The sequence below is a fragment of the Paenibacillus popilliae ATCC 14706 genome, assembly GCF_000315235.1.
Classification (GTDB): Bacteria; Bacillota; Bacilli; order Paenibacillales; family Paenibacillaceae; genus Paenibacillus_B; species Paenibacillus_B popilliae.
On the sequence record NZ_BALG01000256.1, the window covers coordinates 19,028 to 35,633 of the forward strand.

A 16,606-nucleotide genomic window follows, 5' to 3' on the forward strand; every position below is an offset into this window, starting at 1 on the left:
GTCCCAACCTACCGACTTCACAACATACTTACCCGATGGCCCGCATTGTTCACAGCTTTGCCTTCATATACAATAGAGGATACCAGAATGATACAGGGGGTGCTGTCAATGCAATTGATCACAATTGAACCGACGCCGAGTCCAAATTCCATGAAGCTTCATCTGAATGAGACACTTCCGGCGGGCTTACGGCGAACCTACTCTGATGACAACCGCCGCTCCGCGCCGCCGATCATCGGGCAGCTGCTTGATATCGACGGCGTGAAGAGCGTCTTTCATACTGCGGACTTCATGGCGCTAGATCGCTATCCGCATGCCGACTGGGCCCGCATCCTGGCCCATGTGAGCGACATTTTAGGGCAGCCGCAGGAAGAGAGCGGACAGGCCGAGGAATGGTCGGCCTGGACTTCCTTCGGTGAGGCCCAGGTCTATGTTCAATATTTCCGCGGCATTCCGATGCAGATTCGGGTCCAGGCGGATAACCGGGAGGAGCGAGTCGGCCTGTCCGAGCGCTTCGTGAAGGCTATCACCGAGGTCGCAAGCGCCACCTTGATCAAGGAGCGCAAGCTGAGCGACTACGGCATCCGTTATGGAGAACTGGCCGATATCGCACGCGAGGTGGAACAGGAGCTGGAGGCCGCGTATCTGGAGGAGCGGCTCGCTTCGCTCGTGCGCCAGGCGATCGAGAAGGCCAAGAGCGATGAGCCATTCATCGAGGTGCGCCGCGAGCTGACAGAGGAAGCTCTGACCGCCCGCCTGAAGGACGGCGATTGGCGCGTACGCTATGCGGCGCTGGATCGAATGGATCCGGAGTCCAGCCGCCTGCCGCTGCTGGCGGAGACGCTCCGCGACCCGCAGAGCCAGATTCGGCGCCTGACGGTCGTCTACCTTGGCGAGATCAAGACGGCGGAATGCCTGCCGCTGCTGTTCGAAGCGCTACGCGATGCCTCAGTCAGCGTCCGCCGCACAGCGGGAGACACCTTGTCCGATATCGGCGATCCGGCGGCCATCGATCCGATGATCGCAACCTTGAAGGACAAGAACAAGTTGATCCGCTGGCGCGCGGCCCGCTTCCTCTACGAAGCGGGAGACGAGCGGGCCGTGCCGGCGCTGGAGGAAGCGGCGAACGACAGCGAATTCGAGGTCGCGATGCAGGTGCGCATGGCGCTCGAACGCATCCGCTCCGGCGAGGCAGCGGTCGGCACGGTCTGGCAGCAGATGGCCCGCCTGCGCGAGCAATCCGAAGCCGAACGGGACTAAGCACGAAGCGGGGCTGTTGCGGTTCAGCAGATAACGGAACAACGGGACGGCCGGACACCTCCCACTTCATTGGGAGGGTACGCCTGCCGGGCACTATCTCTAGGGTTCAAGTCCTGAACAGTGAAAGCAGTACTAGCCATAGCTTAAGATAAGGGTGTCGACATCTGTTTGTGAACTCGGAATGGTATTCGACAAATCATGCAAACTTTCGGCAACATTTGTCATTGATTCGCCCCCGGGGCATTCTTTATACTTAACGAATATAACGTGCCATTGTGCACATCATGCAAATCCTCATCCTATCCGAGATGAGGTAGAGGTTGCGGTTGTTAGTAGTAGCTCTGTGGAGGCGGGAAGCGCCGAGGATGCAGAGGGAAAGGAACCACCGCCGAAGTCTGCGGGCATCTTCCGGCACGCGGGCTGGGGCTGTTGCCGAAAGGCGCAGCACTGTCATACGGGTTTACCCGTTCCCGTATGGTGCGCTATCTTTTATGGAAGGGTATGATTGGGACGGTCTAACCGTCGGACGTGATACGCTCGAACGGTTTTTTGTCATGTCGCCGCTCCTTCCAACCACTGTACAATTAACAAGGAAGCGAGGGTTTCAATAATGAAGGCAACAGAAGATAATCGGCAGTCCGGGCTGCGCCGCAGCCTGAAGACCCGCCATATTACGATGATCGCGCTTGGAGGCTCCATCGGCACAGGGCTGTTCCTGGCCAGCGGCGGAGCCATCGCCCAAGCGGGACCGGGCGGCGCGCTCTTCGCCTATATTGCCGTCGGCATCATGGTCTATTTCCTGATGACCAGTCTGGGCGAGCTGGCAACCTATATGCCAGATCCCGGATCGTTCAGCACCTATGCGACCCGCTTCGTCGATCCGTCGTTCGGATTCGCGCTCGGCTGGAATTTCTGGTTCAACTGGGCGATTACGATCGCTTCGGAGCTGGTGGCCGCTACGCTCATCATCAAATACTGGTTCCCTGACAGCAATTCATTTTTATGGAGTCTGCTGTTCCTCAGCATCATTTTCCTGCTAAATTTTTTGTCTGTCAAAAGCTACGGGGAGTCCGAATATTGGTTCGCGATTATTAAAATCGCGACGGTCCTTATTTTCCTCGCGGTCGGCGTGCTTATGATCTTCGGCATCCTGGGCAGCGAACGCGTTGGCTTCGAAAATTTCCGGATCGGAGATGGTCCATTCCACGGCGGATTCTTCGCGGTGCTCGGCGTCTTCATGGCGGCAGGGTACTCGTTCCAGGGCACAGAGCTCGTAGGGGTTGCCGCCGGCGAGAGCGAGAATCCGCGCGAGAGTGTGCCGCGCGCCATCCGGCAGGTATTCTGGCGGATCCTGCTGTTCTACGTGTGCGCTATCTTCGTCATCGCACTGCTGATTCCGTACACGCATCCGAGCCTGCTGGCCAGTGATCTGAACAGTATCAACACGAGCCCGTTCACGCTCGTCTTCGAGAAGGCCGGATTCGTGTTCGCAGCCGCGATTATGAATGCCGTCATCCTGACCTCCGTGCTGTCTGCCGGCAACTCGGGCATGTATGCCTCGACGCGCGTTCTCTGGGTTCTCGCGAAGGAAGGCAAGGCGCCCAAGTTCCTGAGCAAGCTGAACAAGCGGGGCGTGCCGATCAACGCGCTCATCGTCACGACGATTATCGGCATGCTCGCCTTCCTGGCCAGCTTCTTCGGCGACGGCGTCGTCTATATCTGGCTCCTGAACGCCTCTGGCATGTGTGGCTTCATCGCCTGGCTCGGCATCGCGGTCAGCCATTACCGCTTCCGGCGGGCCTTCGTGAAGCAGGGCCATGATCTGAAGGAATTGCCTTATAGAGCGAGATTTTTCCCGTTCGGCCCGCTGTTCGCCTTCGCGCTCTGTATGTTCGTCATTATTGGACAGAACTATCAGGCCTTCACCGGGGAGGGCATCGACTGGAAGGGATTGTTGATGACCTATATCGGTCTTCCGATCTTCCTCTCGGTCTGGCTCGGTTACAAATGGAAGCACCGGACGAAAATGATTCCGCTGGAGGACTGCAAATTCGACTCCTGACCAGAATCAGTAGATGATACGGCCCGCTTGCGCCGGGGATTTCCCCTATAGCGCAAGCGGGCTTTTTCGGTCTCTGCAAATTGGGCAATCATGCATATCGTGTATCTATTTGATAGACCCTACGATAGCCCCACCTTAATCATTCAACGAAGACCAAAACTTTTCAAGGTTAAGCCTGTGGTGATGATTTCAGCAACGCCCCATGCTGACGGAATGACAAACGCAATTCGCTTTCGCCGGTTTCCTTATGCTGGTTTCTCAACCAAGATAACACGGTTCTAATAGACGCGCCGTTCTCGTTAATTACCTGCTCCCCCGGAGCGAATGGGAGTGATGTGAAACATTTTACCAAGACGGAGATGAGCGTCGCCTTTTTATTTTTCGAGTGGGCGGCCATCATCGGATGTCTGATTTACATTCCGCAGTTCCTCGCTTCCGTGCAGACGTTGGAGGTCGTGCCGCCCTTCGCCGTCGGATCGGCGGCTTCTATGTATTGCTGACCGCCGCAGTATGCTGCATCTTTTTCTGCATTCTGACCCATATGGGGACCAAAAATAGGCCCAGCTCCGCCTGAACGGAACCGGGGCCTTATAGAGAGGAAGAGGACTACCGTAAGTTAGGGCGAATCCGGAATCGTAATCTCCACGATCCGATCCACGCTGTTCGTCAGCGACGAGACGCGGTATTCCAGCGGAGCGGGAAGACCGAGCAGCGCCACCATGTCATGCAGATCCGATCGAAGCTGCAGATCGTCGCCTTCATACCGAAGCTGCATTCGCTCGCTGCCGGACGCGAGGGCCATCTGAAACCGTTCGGCCAAGGTAGAGGCATCATGAACGGTACGAGCGGCCAGAAGCACGTCCGGGCTCCATACTATCTCCAACTGGCGGGCGAAGCTGCTCAGCGCGCCGTCCCCCGCCTTCATCCGATCAACGGCCAGCGCATAGGCCCCTTCGGCAGCCGGGGCCTGGCCCGCCTCCCAAATATGATCACTCTGCATCTCTTCATCGGTGCGCAAATAATACGTATACCGGATCTGGTCGTCCCGGTTAGGCAGCGGGTCGTCCCAAGTCGCATCCAGGTGGTACCAGGAACCGTCCAGTTGCACAAGATTCCAGGCATGCAAGGTGCCGCCCGCCTCGCCCTCGATCATTTGGCCTGGAATCCCCGCTTCTCTCAGCATGGCATATACCAGCAGCGCATAGCCTTGGCACACAGTCTTGCCCTCGGTCAGCGCTTCATACGCCGTGAACTTGGTCATTCCCTCGTCGTAGGTGAGATGGCTTACGACATAGTCGTGTATCGCTTTCATCTTCTGATGCGGCGAATCATCCGTGGCCGTAATCTCCTGCACAATCTCATGGGCCCGGTTCAAGACGAACTGCGTTTGTTCCCGTGTTTCTCTATATTCTACATATACAGTGATAAGCGCATAATCGGCGCTCCCTTTCCATTGGAACGAATACTTGCTTACATTGTACCTGATAAACGGATCGGAATGCAGCGCGGCGGACAAAGCTTCCGTCACCTGCGCCGTCAGCGTGTCAGTGCCGCCTTCATAACGAAAAGAGGAGATCCCCTCCCGCTCCGTGAACCGTTCCTCGAACCATCTCGTCATCGCCGTCATATCATTTAGCACGACTTCGAAGGGACGGGCTTCCACCGTCGGCCACAGGGCCAGTCCGGCCACTACGCTGACGATGAAGCAGCCCAAGAGCATAACACGCAATACGGAGAACGGGGAGCGCCGTCTTGGCCGCTTCCGGATGAACGTTCCCTCATCGTATCCCCCGCCCTCTCGCACATCTGCATCATACAATCCGCAACCCACCTTTCCATCCAGCGGTGTTCTCCGCCTTTGGTGGTTCATATCGTAACATATGGATTTTGCAGATGCTGTCTAGTTATGGGATGCGCTTCGCCGTTCCCGTACTCTGACCATTCTCTTCCGCTCGACAGTGTCCACCAGCAACAGTGTGGGTTCCGGCTTGTTCCGCCCGGCCATTCCCTTTCCACCTTCTTGGAAAAAGACGAGCCGTAGCGAATGGATGCGGCATTTGCCAATAAAAAATGCGCAGCCGGCCGAAAAAACCGGTTGCGCATTGCCTGATTCAAGTGAATAATGTCTGCCGCGCCGCAGACGCCCGCTCCGGACAAGAACAAGGCATCTCAGCCGTCAGCCCCAAATGCCAGTGGAAGAATGGGAGCACCACCGGCCAAAAGCGGGGATCCTGCTCCGAGCAGCTATGCCCTGGACTGTCGACGAAGACGTGCTGCTGCGGAAACGCCAGCCGGGCCAGAATCCCTTCCAGTTCCCCGGCTGGGATGAAGCCGTCCCCCCGGGAATGCACCATCAACACTGGCACCCGGCCTTTCGTCCGGGCCTCGTTGTTAGACAGCGAGCGGGCCAGATCGAGATCTTCATAGACCGCCAAGGGAATCTGAGAGCGGTACAGCCAGATGCGCGGAATGACCGTAGCGAGCGGAAAAGACGGCAGCCGCCACCGACGCAGCTCCGCAGCAACCAGAGTCAACGGGCGTGCAGGCATCGAATCCGTCACCAGCGCCTGCACGTCGAGTCCGCAATCAAGCGCCATGACGGCGCCGAAGCCGCCCAGTGAATGGCCAAGTACCCCGATTCGCTCCGGCTCGACGTCGGAACGGGTGCGCACATATCGAACCGAAGCGAGCAGGTCATCCCGGAACAGAAGCGGCGATGGAGTCTTGACCACCCCGCTGTCTCCGTGGCTGCTGACATCATACAACAGCAGATTGAAGCCGGCATCCGCCAGCGGATACGCATAGCGAAGCACGCGCTCGCGGTTCGAGCCCCATCCGTGGCAAATGATAATGACCGGAGCACGCTTTGCCGGAGTGTTCCCCTTGCCCCAGACGAACCAGCCCTGCAGCTTGGCGCATCCGTCTAAGGAAATGCGCTCGAACGGGCGCTCCGGCTCATTCTGCACCGGCAATTGCCGCGGGGACTGGCTCTTCACCACCAGCGTCCATGTCCCTCCGGCGAGGCAGCCCAGCGCGGCCATCGCCCCCATGCTGTAGGACCAAAGATCAGTCAGCTCTATCATCTCCATACCACCTTCCTTTCCGGTTCATCCAACCCATCGGTGCCGCAAGTCATTGTTGCATGTCCGGCATGCCCTGGGAAGCAGCGATGTGTAGGATCACTTATGGAATAACTTCTTGTATCGGCAGCCGTCATACGGGCTATCCTTTCCGAGAACAATCACCTTTTATTGTATATCACATGTCCAAATTTTCCTAGGTTTCCGGAACTCGGCTCTCCATTCACTCCATATGGAGGGTTGCATTTGGTTATAAATGTGCAATACGCAGGCGCAACGCTCAACCATCGGTTCAAGAGGTGATATTCGTGACATATGTCGATATCCGTTCCATAAGCCCGCAGTTGTTCGTGACGGTACTGTTTTTTCTGCTCATCGTGTGTCCGCTCGTCAGCCTGGGGATCGTCCGTCTTTTTCAGCAGCGTGTCAAGATCGGGTTCACATACATTGCATCCGCCGTCGTCTCCTACATCTTCCTTCTCATCGCTGCCGCATTCGTGCATAAGACGTGGGGGTAAGGGCATATCGTCCATTCCGTTCATCCGGAGCATCCTTTGCTGACAAGGATAGGATGCTTTTTTTGATCCGATCGTCCCCGCATTGGCACATGCAAGAACCTGTTGCAACGGCAACAAGGCCCCCGCCGCCAACTCCACCGCCTGCTGGGCGGAGAAAAAGCGATGAGGGCTAAGCATGATATCATTCGCTGCCGTCCATCTCGATAGGTGTAATTTCCAATTCAGGATCGACGGAGTCATCCTCTTGCTTCAGGGGCACAGGCTTCTTCACTTGCAAGCCCGCCTTCTCGTAGAAGTCCGATTTGAGTGTATTGAACTGCGTCGTGTAATCGTTGAACTGTCTCTTCAATTCTTCGACCTGGCGGTAGGCTTCATTCCGTTCTGCGACCGCCTTATTAATAGACTTCAGCTTCGTATCCTCCGACTTCAACTGCTCGTACAGCGACTGCTCATGTTCAATCCACTTCTCGTAGCTCTCGAAGAGCGACTTGAATGTGTCATACCGCTTCACGTAAGCTTGATAGGCTTCTTCCGCCCGCTTCTTCAGTTCCTCTTCCTTCAGATTCGCGATGATGCCGTCCATCTCGCCAATCTGATCGCGCGCCTCGTCCAACTGGGCTTTCATCTGATCCAGCACCTGTTTGCGCTCGGCGAGCGCCTGATTTGTATTCTCGATCAGCGTCTGCACATTGCGGTTGTCCTGCTTGCCTTGATTAATAATGGAAATGTATTGCTTCTCATCTTTATCTTCAAGGGTTTTCAGCGAGCTCATCGCGGCCGGCACGTTCACTTCCGTCGACGAAGCCCTCTCGAACCGGTCGAAAATTTGCGTCGGCGGCGATGCGCCGCATCCTGCTACCGCCACGGCGATGGATAATAATGCCGCCGCTGCGCCCCCTGTTCTCAATCCTACCACTCTTCGCACCTCCCTAGTTCCTGCTACAGACGATTGTCATGCTGGAAATTGCATACAAAGTGAGCGTTCGGATCATAGACCTCGAACTCATACCCTTTGCTCTGGATATACTCGATAATCGACGGCAAAGCTTCCAGTGTCTGCTGACGATCATGCATCAGGATGACTTCGACATCCGTCGTCAGTCCTGCCTTGACCTGCTCCAGAATCCGATTCGGCTGCCCGACATATTGCCAGTCCAGCGAATCGAGCGTCCAGTCCCACATCTTGAATCCGGCCTGCGCGATATCGCCGCGGAACGATTCCCCGATCTGCGGAGAGCTGCCGTAAGGAGCCCGGATTAGTGTTGCCGTCACGCCGGTCAGATCGTTGACGATACCCTGCGCTTCCTGGAATTCCTTGATGAAGTTGCCTGAACCGCCGCTCTGATACAGCTTATTGTAATCATGAGACATGCTGTGAAGGCCCGGATAATGGCCGTCTTCCACGATCCGCTTCACCGCGTCGGGATAGGTTCTCATATTGTCGCCAAGCATGAAGAACGTTGCCTTGATGCCGTTCTTGTCCAACAGATCCAGTATGTCGTTCGAATACTTGCTTGGACCGTCATCAAATGTAAGATAGACGACCTTATGGGTCATGCCATTATACTCCTTCGGCACTTCCTTCTCGACCGCTGCCGAGGCGAATGCGGCTACTTCCGTGACAACCAGTTCACTGCCGGTCGCCGATGCGGTGCCGGTGCCTGTCAAACTCTTGGCGATCGAATAAACGCCGTAGCAAATACCAATAACGAGCAGCAACAAGACCGTCCGCCCGATCCATCTCTTCCTGCTCTTCCGCTTTCGTGTGTTTCTCGACATCACGTTTCGATCATTCATACTCTATCTCCACTTCCTTCTCCTACTTTCGACACTACTATAATATAAGTCTAGCATTTTGGCATTACAAAAACATGACAAAAAAGTGGAAATAAGCGGGATTAATATACAATGTTGTTACCATTTCATAGAAAAAGATATTGGTAGGAACGCGACTGGAGAGGATAGCAGAACGAGGAGAATCTACTGAAACAAAGGGAGCGGGAAAGGAAACATAGAGTGATGTGGTGAGACGCTGACCTGTCCCTTATGCGGGATGTAGCATTCAGGACCGCCCCAACGATTGATATTCATGGCATGTCAAAAAAATGACCCCGGAACAAATGAGGCCACTGAAAAAGTTCCTTATGCTGTAGAAAAGGTACAGCCACTCAAGAAACATGAGAAGGCCGTACCTTTTCTTATATAATGTAAAGCATTCTTGGGCTTCTTTATTCGCCGTTCTGCTTCGCTAGCGCCACCTTGAGCAGGTCGCCCAGATTGTTGCCGAGCGGCTCCTGCTTCTCGAATTGCTTGACCAGCCTCCGCTCTTCATGTTTCTTGATTCTGCCGCCACCTTCCTCCAGCTTCTCTGTAATATTGCAAGGAAGACACTGCACGAATTTGCCGGCTTTGCCGGTTTTGAACTCCATTTTTTTATGGCATTGCGGGCAGCGCCGGTTCGAGAGATTCTTCTCAGATGAGCGCCGGTACTCGCATGGTTTGTTGGAGCAGACGAGCCACTTGCCCCGCTTCCCCTTGCGCTCCATCAGCCGCGATCCGCAGTCCGGGCAATGGCTGTTCGTCAAATTATGCGGCTTATACTCCGCTTGGCTCCGCTTCACTTCGCTCACGAGCTGCTCCGTCATCTTGCGAATGTCTGCCATGAAGGCGGACGTATGGGCCGATCCGCGGGCAATCTGCTCCAACTCCCGCTCCCACTGCGCCGTCAGCTCCGGCGAGCGAAGCTGCTCGGACACGAGCTTGATGAGCTGGCTCCCCTTGCCGGTCGGCTGGAGTGAAGAGCCCTGGCGTTCGATCGTGTCGGAGGAGACCAGCTTCTCGATAATATCCGCCCGGGTCGCCGGCGTGCCGAGCCCGTATTTCTCCATCTGGGTAAGCAATGTGGCTTCGGTATGCCTTGCGGGCGGCTTCGTCCGTCCGTGCCGGGTGAAGACGCGCTTCGCCTGCAGCCGCTGGCCCTGGGCAAGGCTCGGCAGGCGCTGCTCGGCCCGGCCCGCTTCATCGGCATCGTCCTCGTCATCCGCCAGATCCCAATCGTTCTCATACGCTTTTTTCCAGCCGTTGTCGATGACCGTCTTGCCTTTCGCGTGCAATGGTTCCCCGCCCATGTCGATCGTGACCGCGACCTGCTCGTAACGGACCGGAGGCAGGAACAAGGCGAGGTAGCGGCGCGCGATCAGATCATAGAGCTTGCGCTCCTCCGGCGACAGATTGGCCAGCCGCAGCGGCTCATCCGTCGGGATGATCGCGTGGTGGTCCGTCACCTTCGCGTCATCGACGATGCGCTTCGTCACCTGTAGCTTTCCGCGCAGGAGCGGCTTCGCGATCGCGGCGTACGGGCCGACGGCCATCGCGTCCAGCCGCTCGGGCAGCGTTCCCGTCATATCGGAAGACAGGTAGCGGCTGTCCGTGCGCGGATACGTCACCAGCTTGTGCTGCTCATATAAGCGCTGCAGCACATTCGACGTCTGCTTCGCGGAGAAGCCGTAGCGCCGGTTCGCGTCCCGCTGCAGCTCGGTCAAGTCGTAAGCGAGCGGATGCGGCTCGCTCTTCTCCGTCTTCTTCATGCCGGAGATAACCGCCTCGCGCCCTCTCAGCTTCTCAGCCAGCGCCGCCGCCTCTTCCAGCCGGAACAGGCGGGCATCCCCGCCGGAGGCGCGCCATGCAGCCTCGAAGCCGCCGAAGTCGGCGTGAACCGTCTCATATTCCTGCGACTGGAATTCCCGAATCTCCTGCTCGCGCTTCATCAGCATCGCCAGCGTCGGCGTCTGCACCCGGCCGGCGGACAGCGGGGTATCGAACTTGGTCGTCAGCGCCCGCGTCACATTCAAGCCGATAAGCCAATCGGCCTCGGCGCGGCAGCGGGCCGATTCATACAGCCGGTCGAACGCCTTGCCGGGCTTCAATTGGCGGAAGCCCTCTCGAATCGCCTTGTCTGTCTGGGAGGAGATCCAGAGACGATAGAACGGCTTATTCCACTTCACCATCTGCATAATCCAACGAGCAAGCAGTTCCCCTTCGCGCGCCGCGTCGGTCGCGATAATGAGATCCTTCAGCTCCTGACGCTTGCAGAGCTGCTGAACGGCCTTGAACTGGTGGGATGATTCCCGCAGCACCTTCAATTTCATCCGATCGGGAATGATCGGCAGATCCTCCAGATGCCAGGTCTGGTATTTTTTATCGTAATCTTCTGGCTCCGCCAGTCCGACGAGATGACCAAGCGCCCAGGTGACGATATAGTCAGGACCTTCAAAATACGTTTTATGCGAGTTGCGGCATCCGAGCACGCGCGCGAGTTCCCGCGCGACCGAAGGCTTTTCTGCCAGAACGAGTGATTTCATGCGTCCATTCCTTCCTTATCCATACTCTGACCCCATTATATCATGGCGTTCAACCACAGTGCGGACCCTTACCACGTGAATAACGCGATCGGTCGCGAAGCAGCCCGGCCGACCGTATTGATCAATTAAGTTGTCCCGTGAAATTGTCCCGTGCCAGCTCCGGAGCCAGCGTCTTCGCGAGACCGAGTGCACCGACATTCCCCCATTTCATCCGCTTTCTTTGCAGTCCTCCTCTCAGGTTGTGCTATGATAAGGGAATGGACGACCGTGGCCGGAACGCTGCGGCCCCTTTTGCAAGGAGGGATTCTACGCCTTGAACGCGTTCACGCTGAAGCTGATCGCGCTCGCACTCATGCTGCTCGATCATATTCATTTTTATTTGCCAGATTCTCCCAACTGGTTCCATAGTGCGGGACGGCTGGCCGCTCCCGTCTTCTTCTTCTTCGTGGCGGAAGGCTACGCCCATACGCGCAACATCCGGCGCTATATGCGGCGCATGTTCCTCTTCGCCCTGGTGATGGCGGGCGGCAGCAAGCTGCTGACGTTTACCATGCCGGGTGGCACGCTCGATAACAACATCTTCCTCTCGCTCTTCGCCGCGCTCGCGCTGATGGCAGCGTTGGACTGGGCGAGATCGTCAGGCCAGACGACGGGCGGCATCCTGATCTGCGGCACGATTATGGGAGCCATGTTCTTCGTCGAGTACAGCTTGCTAGCCGTGTCGATGGCGATCGTCTTCCATCTGCTGCGGGGCACCAAAGCGATGATTCCGGCGTTTATCCTCTCTTCTCTCGTGTTCTCGCTCGCCCCGTACGCCAATGTGCACCGAGAGGAGATGTGGACGGCGCATTACCTGTTCGTGGTCAATCCGCAATGGATGATGATCTTCGTGATCCCGCTGATACTGGCGTATAACGGAACACGAGGCCCGGACCCTCCATGGGCCAAATACTCATTCTATATATTTTATCCTCTGCACGTATGGATACTATACTCCATCAGTTGGTTAGCCACACCATAGGCCGGCCTGATGACAGCGCCTACTCAGCGCTTCTCGTCGAGTGCAGCAGAATGCCGCTTCGACGAGAGATCTATGCTAAGTCCAAGCAGCGCTGCGGCCTTATATGCGCGGAATGGATCGAATCCAATAAATGCCGTTATGCAGCAGCCCCCGAGTCGTGAGGCTGCTGCCTTCTTGCTGATGATGCGTTTATTTGGACAGAGATTTGCTTCCTTTCTTGCCCGCATCCATGCTCTCGCTCTTTGTCGCAGTCTGGCTTGCGTTCTTGTCGCTGCCTGGGGTGGCAGCCGCATCCTTCCGCTTCTCGCCGGCAATGGACGTCACCGCGTCCGCAGATGCCCGCAGCGCTCGCCTGACCTCGAAGCTTCCTAGCTCGGCCGCCTTGCCGTCCTTGCCGATTTTGCCGTATTTGACCGTGTCCTGTATCGGGAACGTATGCTCAAAATAGATTAGCGCTTCCTCCCCTTCCGGCCGGGTCCCGCTCTGCTCCACATAGATGTCCGGATTGGCCGTCGTCCGCCCCTGCCATAAGACTTCCGCCAAGCCGTCGGCATTCACGGCGACGTAGCTCTTCACATCCTTCACCGTATAGTAGTAACGCAAAGCCTCCCCTTCCGGGAATTCGATCTTGACTTCGAAGCCTTCCGCGTGATAAGGCAATTCCCGGTTCGGGAAGACAAACGGCAGCAGCAAGGCCTCCTTGCGCGCATCCTCCAGCCCCCCGGTGCGCAGCACCCCATCCCGCCGCACCCGTTCCGGCGTCCGGATGATCGCCGTGCGCTTGCTGTTGTTCCATTCCACCTCGCCGCCCAGCGCCTCGCTTACGAAGCGGAGCGGCACATAGGTGTGGCCGTCAATGATTTTGACCGGGGCCGCCAGCTCCACTTCCTTGCCGTTCACCCAAGCGACCGGCTTGTCCGCGATCAGCTTTACGGCATTCGTCTTGCCTTTGGAATAGACCCATACCGTCTTGGTTGCCGCATCCCATTTATACGTAATCTCCCGGTCATTCGAGTTGCCGAAGTAACTGTAATCGTCAAAAGCAAACAACGGAACCATGATGGTATTTCGCTCCCATCTCCATTCCGTTAGTTGAAATCCGTTCATGTACACGTTGGCCTTCCCGCCAGCCGCCGTCTTGCTGGCCGCCTCCGCATTCCCCGGCCCCGCTAATAATTCGAGTCCCAACCCGATGAACAGACATAATCCGACTAGCATCCATTTGCGCATTGCTTCCTGCTCCTCTCGCATTCGATGTAGGTCCTGATCGTGGCTCTATTAAAGGGATTCGCTATTCATTCAACTGAACCCTTCTTCCAGATGCTGCGATCGAGCAAAAAACATGTGCGGAATATGTCGGGTATGAAAAAAATCAATTCTTTCAATCAATGAGTAACGAATCGTCGCGATCGGAATCTTGAGTTGGCAGTCATGTGGAATGGGTCATTTTCATCAAAGAGAATAAGTTGGTCACCGCACAAGATGCGCAGAACGCCTGCAAAGAGTGGTTCGCGGAAACGATTCTGGAAAGGCTGGAGGAGGAACTGGTCACCCATCTAAGTTAGGAGAAGCATAAAGCCAAAGCCAAAGCCAACATGACCTCCAACCGTCGTAAGGGCAACAGCCAAAAGTCCATTGTCAGTGAAAACAGGATATTTATATCATCTGCGTCGACAACCTGAAAGTTTCTCTGAAACAAGGGGCGCTACTGGAATTGGATCATGTCGTTGACCATGTACGCTAGAAAATACGAAAATCCCCCTCAGCATTTGAATAGTCTCCCAGGAAAATGGATGTTCACTTCGTCCCGCTACGCCCATACGCGCAACATCCAGCGCTATATGCAGCGCATGTTCCTCTTCGCCCTGGTGATGGCGGGAGGCAGCAAGCTGCTGACGTTTGCCATACCGGGTACACGCTCGATAACAACATGTTCCTCTCGCTCTTCGCCGCGCTCGTGCTGATCGCAGCGTTGGACTGGGCGAGATCGTCAGGCCAGACGACGGGGGGCACCCTGATCTGCGGCACGATCCTTCCCTTCGGTCAGTCCGCTATTCCTCGCGCCCTTGACGGCTCTCAACGACGTTCTAATGCCGTGCTAGTACTAACTTCCTTCTGCAGAAAACCGCAAATTGACCCCTTTCCGTTTGTTATCCATAAATAGAGGGTGTGAGAAACTGCGCTTTACAGTCTGTGAAAAATTTTACGGTCGTTCTTGTAAAATATCCTTTTTTTCTTGTGAGTATATGGTATATTTAGGGATATACAACTTGGATAATCCATCTAAAGAAAAAAACGATATTTGGAGGGCAAGATCGATGTTGTTGCTAGTGAAATGGAAAGAAAGCTTTTATCTATTTTGTCTACATTACGGGAACATTGTCTCGTTCGTATAGAAAGTGAATTTCTTTACAATGCTACCCTTTTAAATTTCCCAGAAGAATGTTTAGAAACAAACATTTTATTGGGCATGAAATCGTTATTTGAGCGGGAAATTTTAGAAGAAGTAAGCGATGGGGAAATGATAGAGTGTTTGGTTTTAGCAAGTGTAAGAAATGGGATGACCACTTGTTTATATTTGATCGACAGGAAGATCATTTTATGGACAAAGGCTACGGGTTGTGTGGTTTACATCGCTGATCCGCAACAAGTCGATGTGGTCAGAATAGCATGTGCGGCACATAATTTAGTTCTGTGTGCCAATGGGTGATGAAGTGAGCAGACTGTTTAGAGAAAGGAGAATGTAGTAATGAACAGCAGAGACTCCTTGTGTCATCTATTTGATATAGATTTATCTTTATTGGATGAAAATTTAATTGATAGTGATTGGGAAAATTTTTTGAGTGATAAACGTGAAGAGATGAATATCTGTTATAAAAATAGAATGCACATAATCGATGATATGCCCAAACGGGTTACGATTGAAGGGAGATATGGACAACTGGAATCGTTCTACACTTACGATGATCAGTATGGTTTTAATCACGTTTATTTTGAAAAAGAAAAGAAATTTTTATCTATATTTTTAAAGCTATGCGCATACTCTACAGTCCTTGTAGAGAGCGGCATTCTTTATGCTAACCCCTTTCATTTTCCGGATGAATTTTTAAATAGACCATTTTTGTCGAAAACAAAGTCAATGTTTTCCAGAGGGGAGATCGTAGAAATTGATGACTTGGAAGTTCTACGGTGTTTATTTATCTTAGGTTTAAGGTATTATGGTGCACCTTGTCTATATTTAAAAGATATCAAAGTCATACTTTGGGCTGGAAGTGATTGTGCTATTGTTTATGTTCGCGACCAGGAACAAGTAGACTTTGTAAGAACGATATGTACAACAGAAGGTTTATATTTACGTTGAGACTGGAACAGACGATTTTAAAGAACCGAAAACAGAATGGATTTTAAAGAAAAGTGATACAACACATAAGGAAGGGGAAAAATAGAAGTTGTATAAAGGTAAAAAGCGTATTGCTACGTTAACTGCCGATGGTAAAATTATTGGGGGATAAAGGGATAATGACATTAGAGAATAAGATTCACTTTCTTTCTAACATCTTTCAGGTAGATTTTTCCTCAATAAGGAAAAATCTACCTGAAAGTGAATGGGATGAGGATTGCTTTTTAGTTGACAAACGGTCATTAATGGATGAAGTTTATGAGTCAAGAATGTTTAGAATCGATGATTTTCCGAAAACAATCCCAATAAAAGGGAGACACTCACAATTAGAATTCTCCTTCACAAAAAAAAAATGGTAAGTTTCCGCTTTATCTTGAAAAAGAAAAAAAATTTTTAATGGTCTTGTCTAAGTTATGGGCATATTCTTCGGCCTATGTTGAAAGCAGCTTTTTTTTCAACCCTGACGACTTCCCAAGCAAGATACTCCAAGATAAGAAATTCAGATTGATGAAACAACTGTTTTCTAAGGAAAATGTAATAGCTATTGATGATTGGAATGTTTTAGAATTTGTCTTTATTCTAAGTTTGAGAAGTTATATAACAACATGTGTGTATCTCGTAGATCTTAAAGTGATTGTTTGGGTTGATGATTGTTGTTGCCTCGTTTATTTTTGTGATAAAACCCAAGAAGATTTTGTTAGAACGATATGTACAACAGAAGGCTTGTATTTGTATGCAAAAGGTGAATAAAGGGATGGTCGGCCCGTTGTAGCACCGCGGGCCGACCCCTACTTTGCGGGTTCCACTTGCGTAAATCGTTTAACCGCATTAAACTTGTTTCCTGGACAGCGACGAGGAAATTGACTATTTAGCTCAGTCGGTCAGGAGAAACATTTTCTTTCCC

The 16,606-nt window shown here is 53.6% G+C and carries 13 protein-coding genes, 1 pseudogene and 1 riboswitch; of the genes and pseudogenes, 8 read left to right on the forward strand and 6 right to left on the reverse strand.

The features are described 5' to 3' along the window. The first annotated feature begins 108 nt into the window (after positions 1-108). The 3 genes from PPOP_RS15660 to PPOP_RS20895 all read left to right on the forward strand — a co-directional run bounded on the left by PPOP_RS15660 (position 109) and on the right by PPOP_RS20895 (position 3,822). The gene (locus tag PPOP_RS15660) at positions 109-1,260 is read left to right on the forward strand and encodes a virulence factor (RefSeq protein WP_006287536.1); all 1,152 of its coding nucleotides are present in this window, start codon (positions 109-111) and stop codon (positions 1,258-1,260) included. Positions 1,261-1,566: 306 nt separating this feature from the next. Next, positions 1,567-1,753: riboswitch (Lysine riboswitch) on the forward strand. A 117-nt stretch (positions 1,754-1,870) separates the two neighbouring features. Continuing rightward, positions 1,871-3,322: an amino acid permease gene (locus tag PPOP_RS15665; protein ID WP_006287538.1), complete on the forward strand. Its 1,452-nt coding sequence runs from the start codon at positions 1,871-1,873 to the stop codon at positions 3,320-3,322. A gap of 335 nt (positions 3,323-3,657) precedes the next feature. Then, positions 3,658-3,822, forward strand: a complete 165-nt coding sequence (locus PPOP_RS20895; RefSeq protein WP_422730655.1) for a hypothetical protein — start codon at positions 3,658-3,660, stop codon at positions 3,820-3,822. 116 nt (positions 3,823-3,938) lie between these two features. Here the strand turns inward: PPOP_RS20895 and PPOP_RS15670 are convergent, their stop codons facing one another. Next, on the reverse strand, positions 3,939-5,141 hold the full coding sequence (locus PPOP_RS15670) for a transglutaminase domain-containing protein (protein ID WP_042229218.1): 1,203 nt from the start codon (positions 5,139-5,141) through the stop codon (positions 3,939-3,941). 292 nt (positions 5,142-5,433) lie between these two features. Further along, a complete protein-coding gene (locus PPOP_RS15675; protein ID WP_148277974.1) occupies positions 5,434-6,405 on the reverse strand; it encodes an alpha/beta hydrolase in 972 nt (323 codons plus the stop codon). Between the two features lie 305 nt (positions 6,406-6,710). Here PPOP_RS15675 and PPOP_RS15680 point away from each other — a divergent pair, with 305 nt between their 5' ends. Beyond that, positions 6,711-6,920 (forward strand): hypothetical protein, encoded by a 210-nt coding sequence (locus PPOP_RS15680; protein ID WP_006287541.1) that lies wholly within the window; start codon positions 6,711-6,713, stop codon positions 6,918-6,920. Between the two features lie 181 nt (positions 6,921-7,101). On the opposite strand, the gene PPOP_RS15685 is transcribed toward PPOP_RS15680, so the two are convergent. From PPOP_RS15685 to PPOP_RS15695, 3 genes are all read right to left on the reverse strand, one after another. Beyond that, positions 7,102-7,836: a YkyA family protein gene (locus PPOP_RS15685; protein ID WP_148277975.1), complete on the reverse strand. Its 735-nt coding sequence runs from the start codon at positions 7,834-7,836 to the stop codon at positions 7,102-7,104. Positions 7,837-7,859: 23 nt separating this feature from the next. After that, positions 7,860-8,717: a polysaccharide deacetylase family protein gene (locus PPOP_RS15690; protein WP_234399867.1), complete on the reverse strand. Its 858-nt coding sequence runs from the start codon at positions 8,715-8,717 to the stop codon at positions 7,860-7,862. Between the two features lie 431 nt (positions 8,718-9,148). After that, entirely contained in the window at positions 9,149-11,281 is a 2,133-nt protein-coding gene (locus PPOP_RS15695; RefSeq protein ID WP_006287544.1) for a DNA topoisomerase III, read from the reverse strand. 313 nt (positions 11,282-11,594) lie between these two features. On the opposite strand from PPOP_RS15695, the gene PPOP_RS15700 reads away from it, so the two are divergent. Beyond that, positions 11,595-12,302, forward strand: coding sequence for a TraX family protein (locus PPOP_RS15700; RefSeq protein ID WP_006287545.1), 708 nt, complete (start codon positions 11,595-11,597; stop codon positions 12,300-12,302). 189 nt (positions 12,303-12,491) lie between these two features. On the opposite strand, the gene PPOP_RS15705 is transcribed toward PPOP_RS15700, so the two are convergent. Then, a complete protein-coding gene (locus PPOP_RS15705) occupies positions 12,492-13,532 on the reverse strand; it encodes a copper amine oxidase N-terminal domain-containing protein (protein WP_006287547.1) in 1,041 nt (346 codons plus the stop codon). A gap of 203 nt (positions 13,533-13,735) precedes the next feature. On the opposite strand from PPOP_RS15705, the pseudogene PPOP_RS26025 reads away from it, so the two are divergent. The 3 genes and pseudogenes from PPOP_RS26025 to PPOP_RS15720 all read left to right on the forward strand — a co-directional run. Then, positions 13,736-13,948 (forward strand): annotated as a pseudogene (locus PPOP_RS26025) (IS256 family transposase); the annotation flags it as partial. 656 nt (positions 13,949-14,604) lie between these two features. Further along, positions 14,605-15,012, forward strand: a complete 408-nt coding sequence (locus PPOP_RS15715; RefSeq protein WP_006287549.1) for a hypothetical protein — start codon at positions 14,605-14,607, stop codon at positions 15,010-15,012. 39 nt (positions 15,013-15,051) lie between these two features. Further along, the gene (locus PPOP_RS15720) at positions 15,052-15,663 is read left to right on the forward strand and encodes a hypothetical protein (protein WP_006287550.1); all 612 of its coding nucleotides are present in this window, start codon (positions 15,052-15,054) and stop codon (positions 15,661-15,663) included. Positions 15,664-16,606: the final 943 nt, after the last annotated feature.

Coding starts and splice junctions, on each gene's coding strand:
- PPOP_RS15720 (WP_006287550.1), top strand. CDS start 15,052: ATGAACAGCAGAGACTCCTTGTGTCATCTATTTGATATAGATTTATCT.
- PPOP_RS15690 (WP_234399867.1), bottom strand. CDS start 8,717: ATGAATGATCGAAACGTGATGTCGAGAAACACACGAAAGCGGAAGAGC.
- PPOP_RS15675 (WP_148277974.1), bottom strand. CDS start 6,405: ATGATAGAGCTGACTGATCTTTGGTCCTACAGCATGGGGGCGATGGCC.
- PPOP_RS15705 (WP_006287547.1), bottom strand. CDS start 13,532: ATGCGCAAATGGATGCTAGTCGGATTATGTCTGTTCATCGGGTTGGGA.
- PPOP_RS15660 (WP_006287536.1), top strand. CDS start 109: ATGCAATTGATCACAATTGAACCGACGCCGAGTCCAAATTCCATGAAG.
- PPOP_RS15665 (WP_006287538.1), top strand. CDS start 1,871: ATGAAGGCAACAGAAGATAATCGGCAGTCCGGGCTGCGCCGCAGCCTG.
- PPOP_RS15695 (WP_006287544.1), bottom strand. CDS start 11,281: ATGAAATCACTCGTTCTGGCAGAAAAGCCTTCGGTCGCGCGGGAACTC.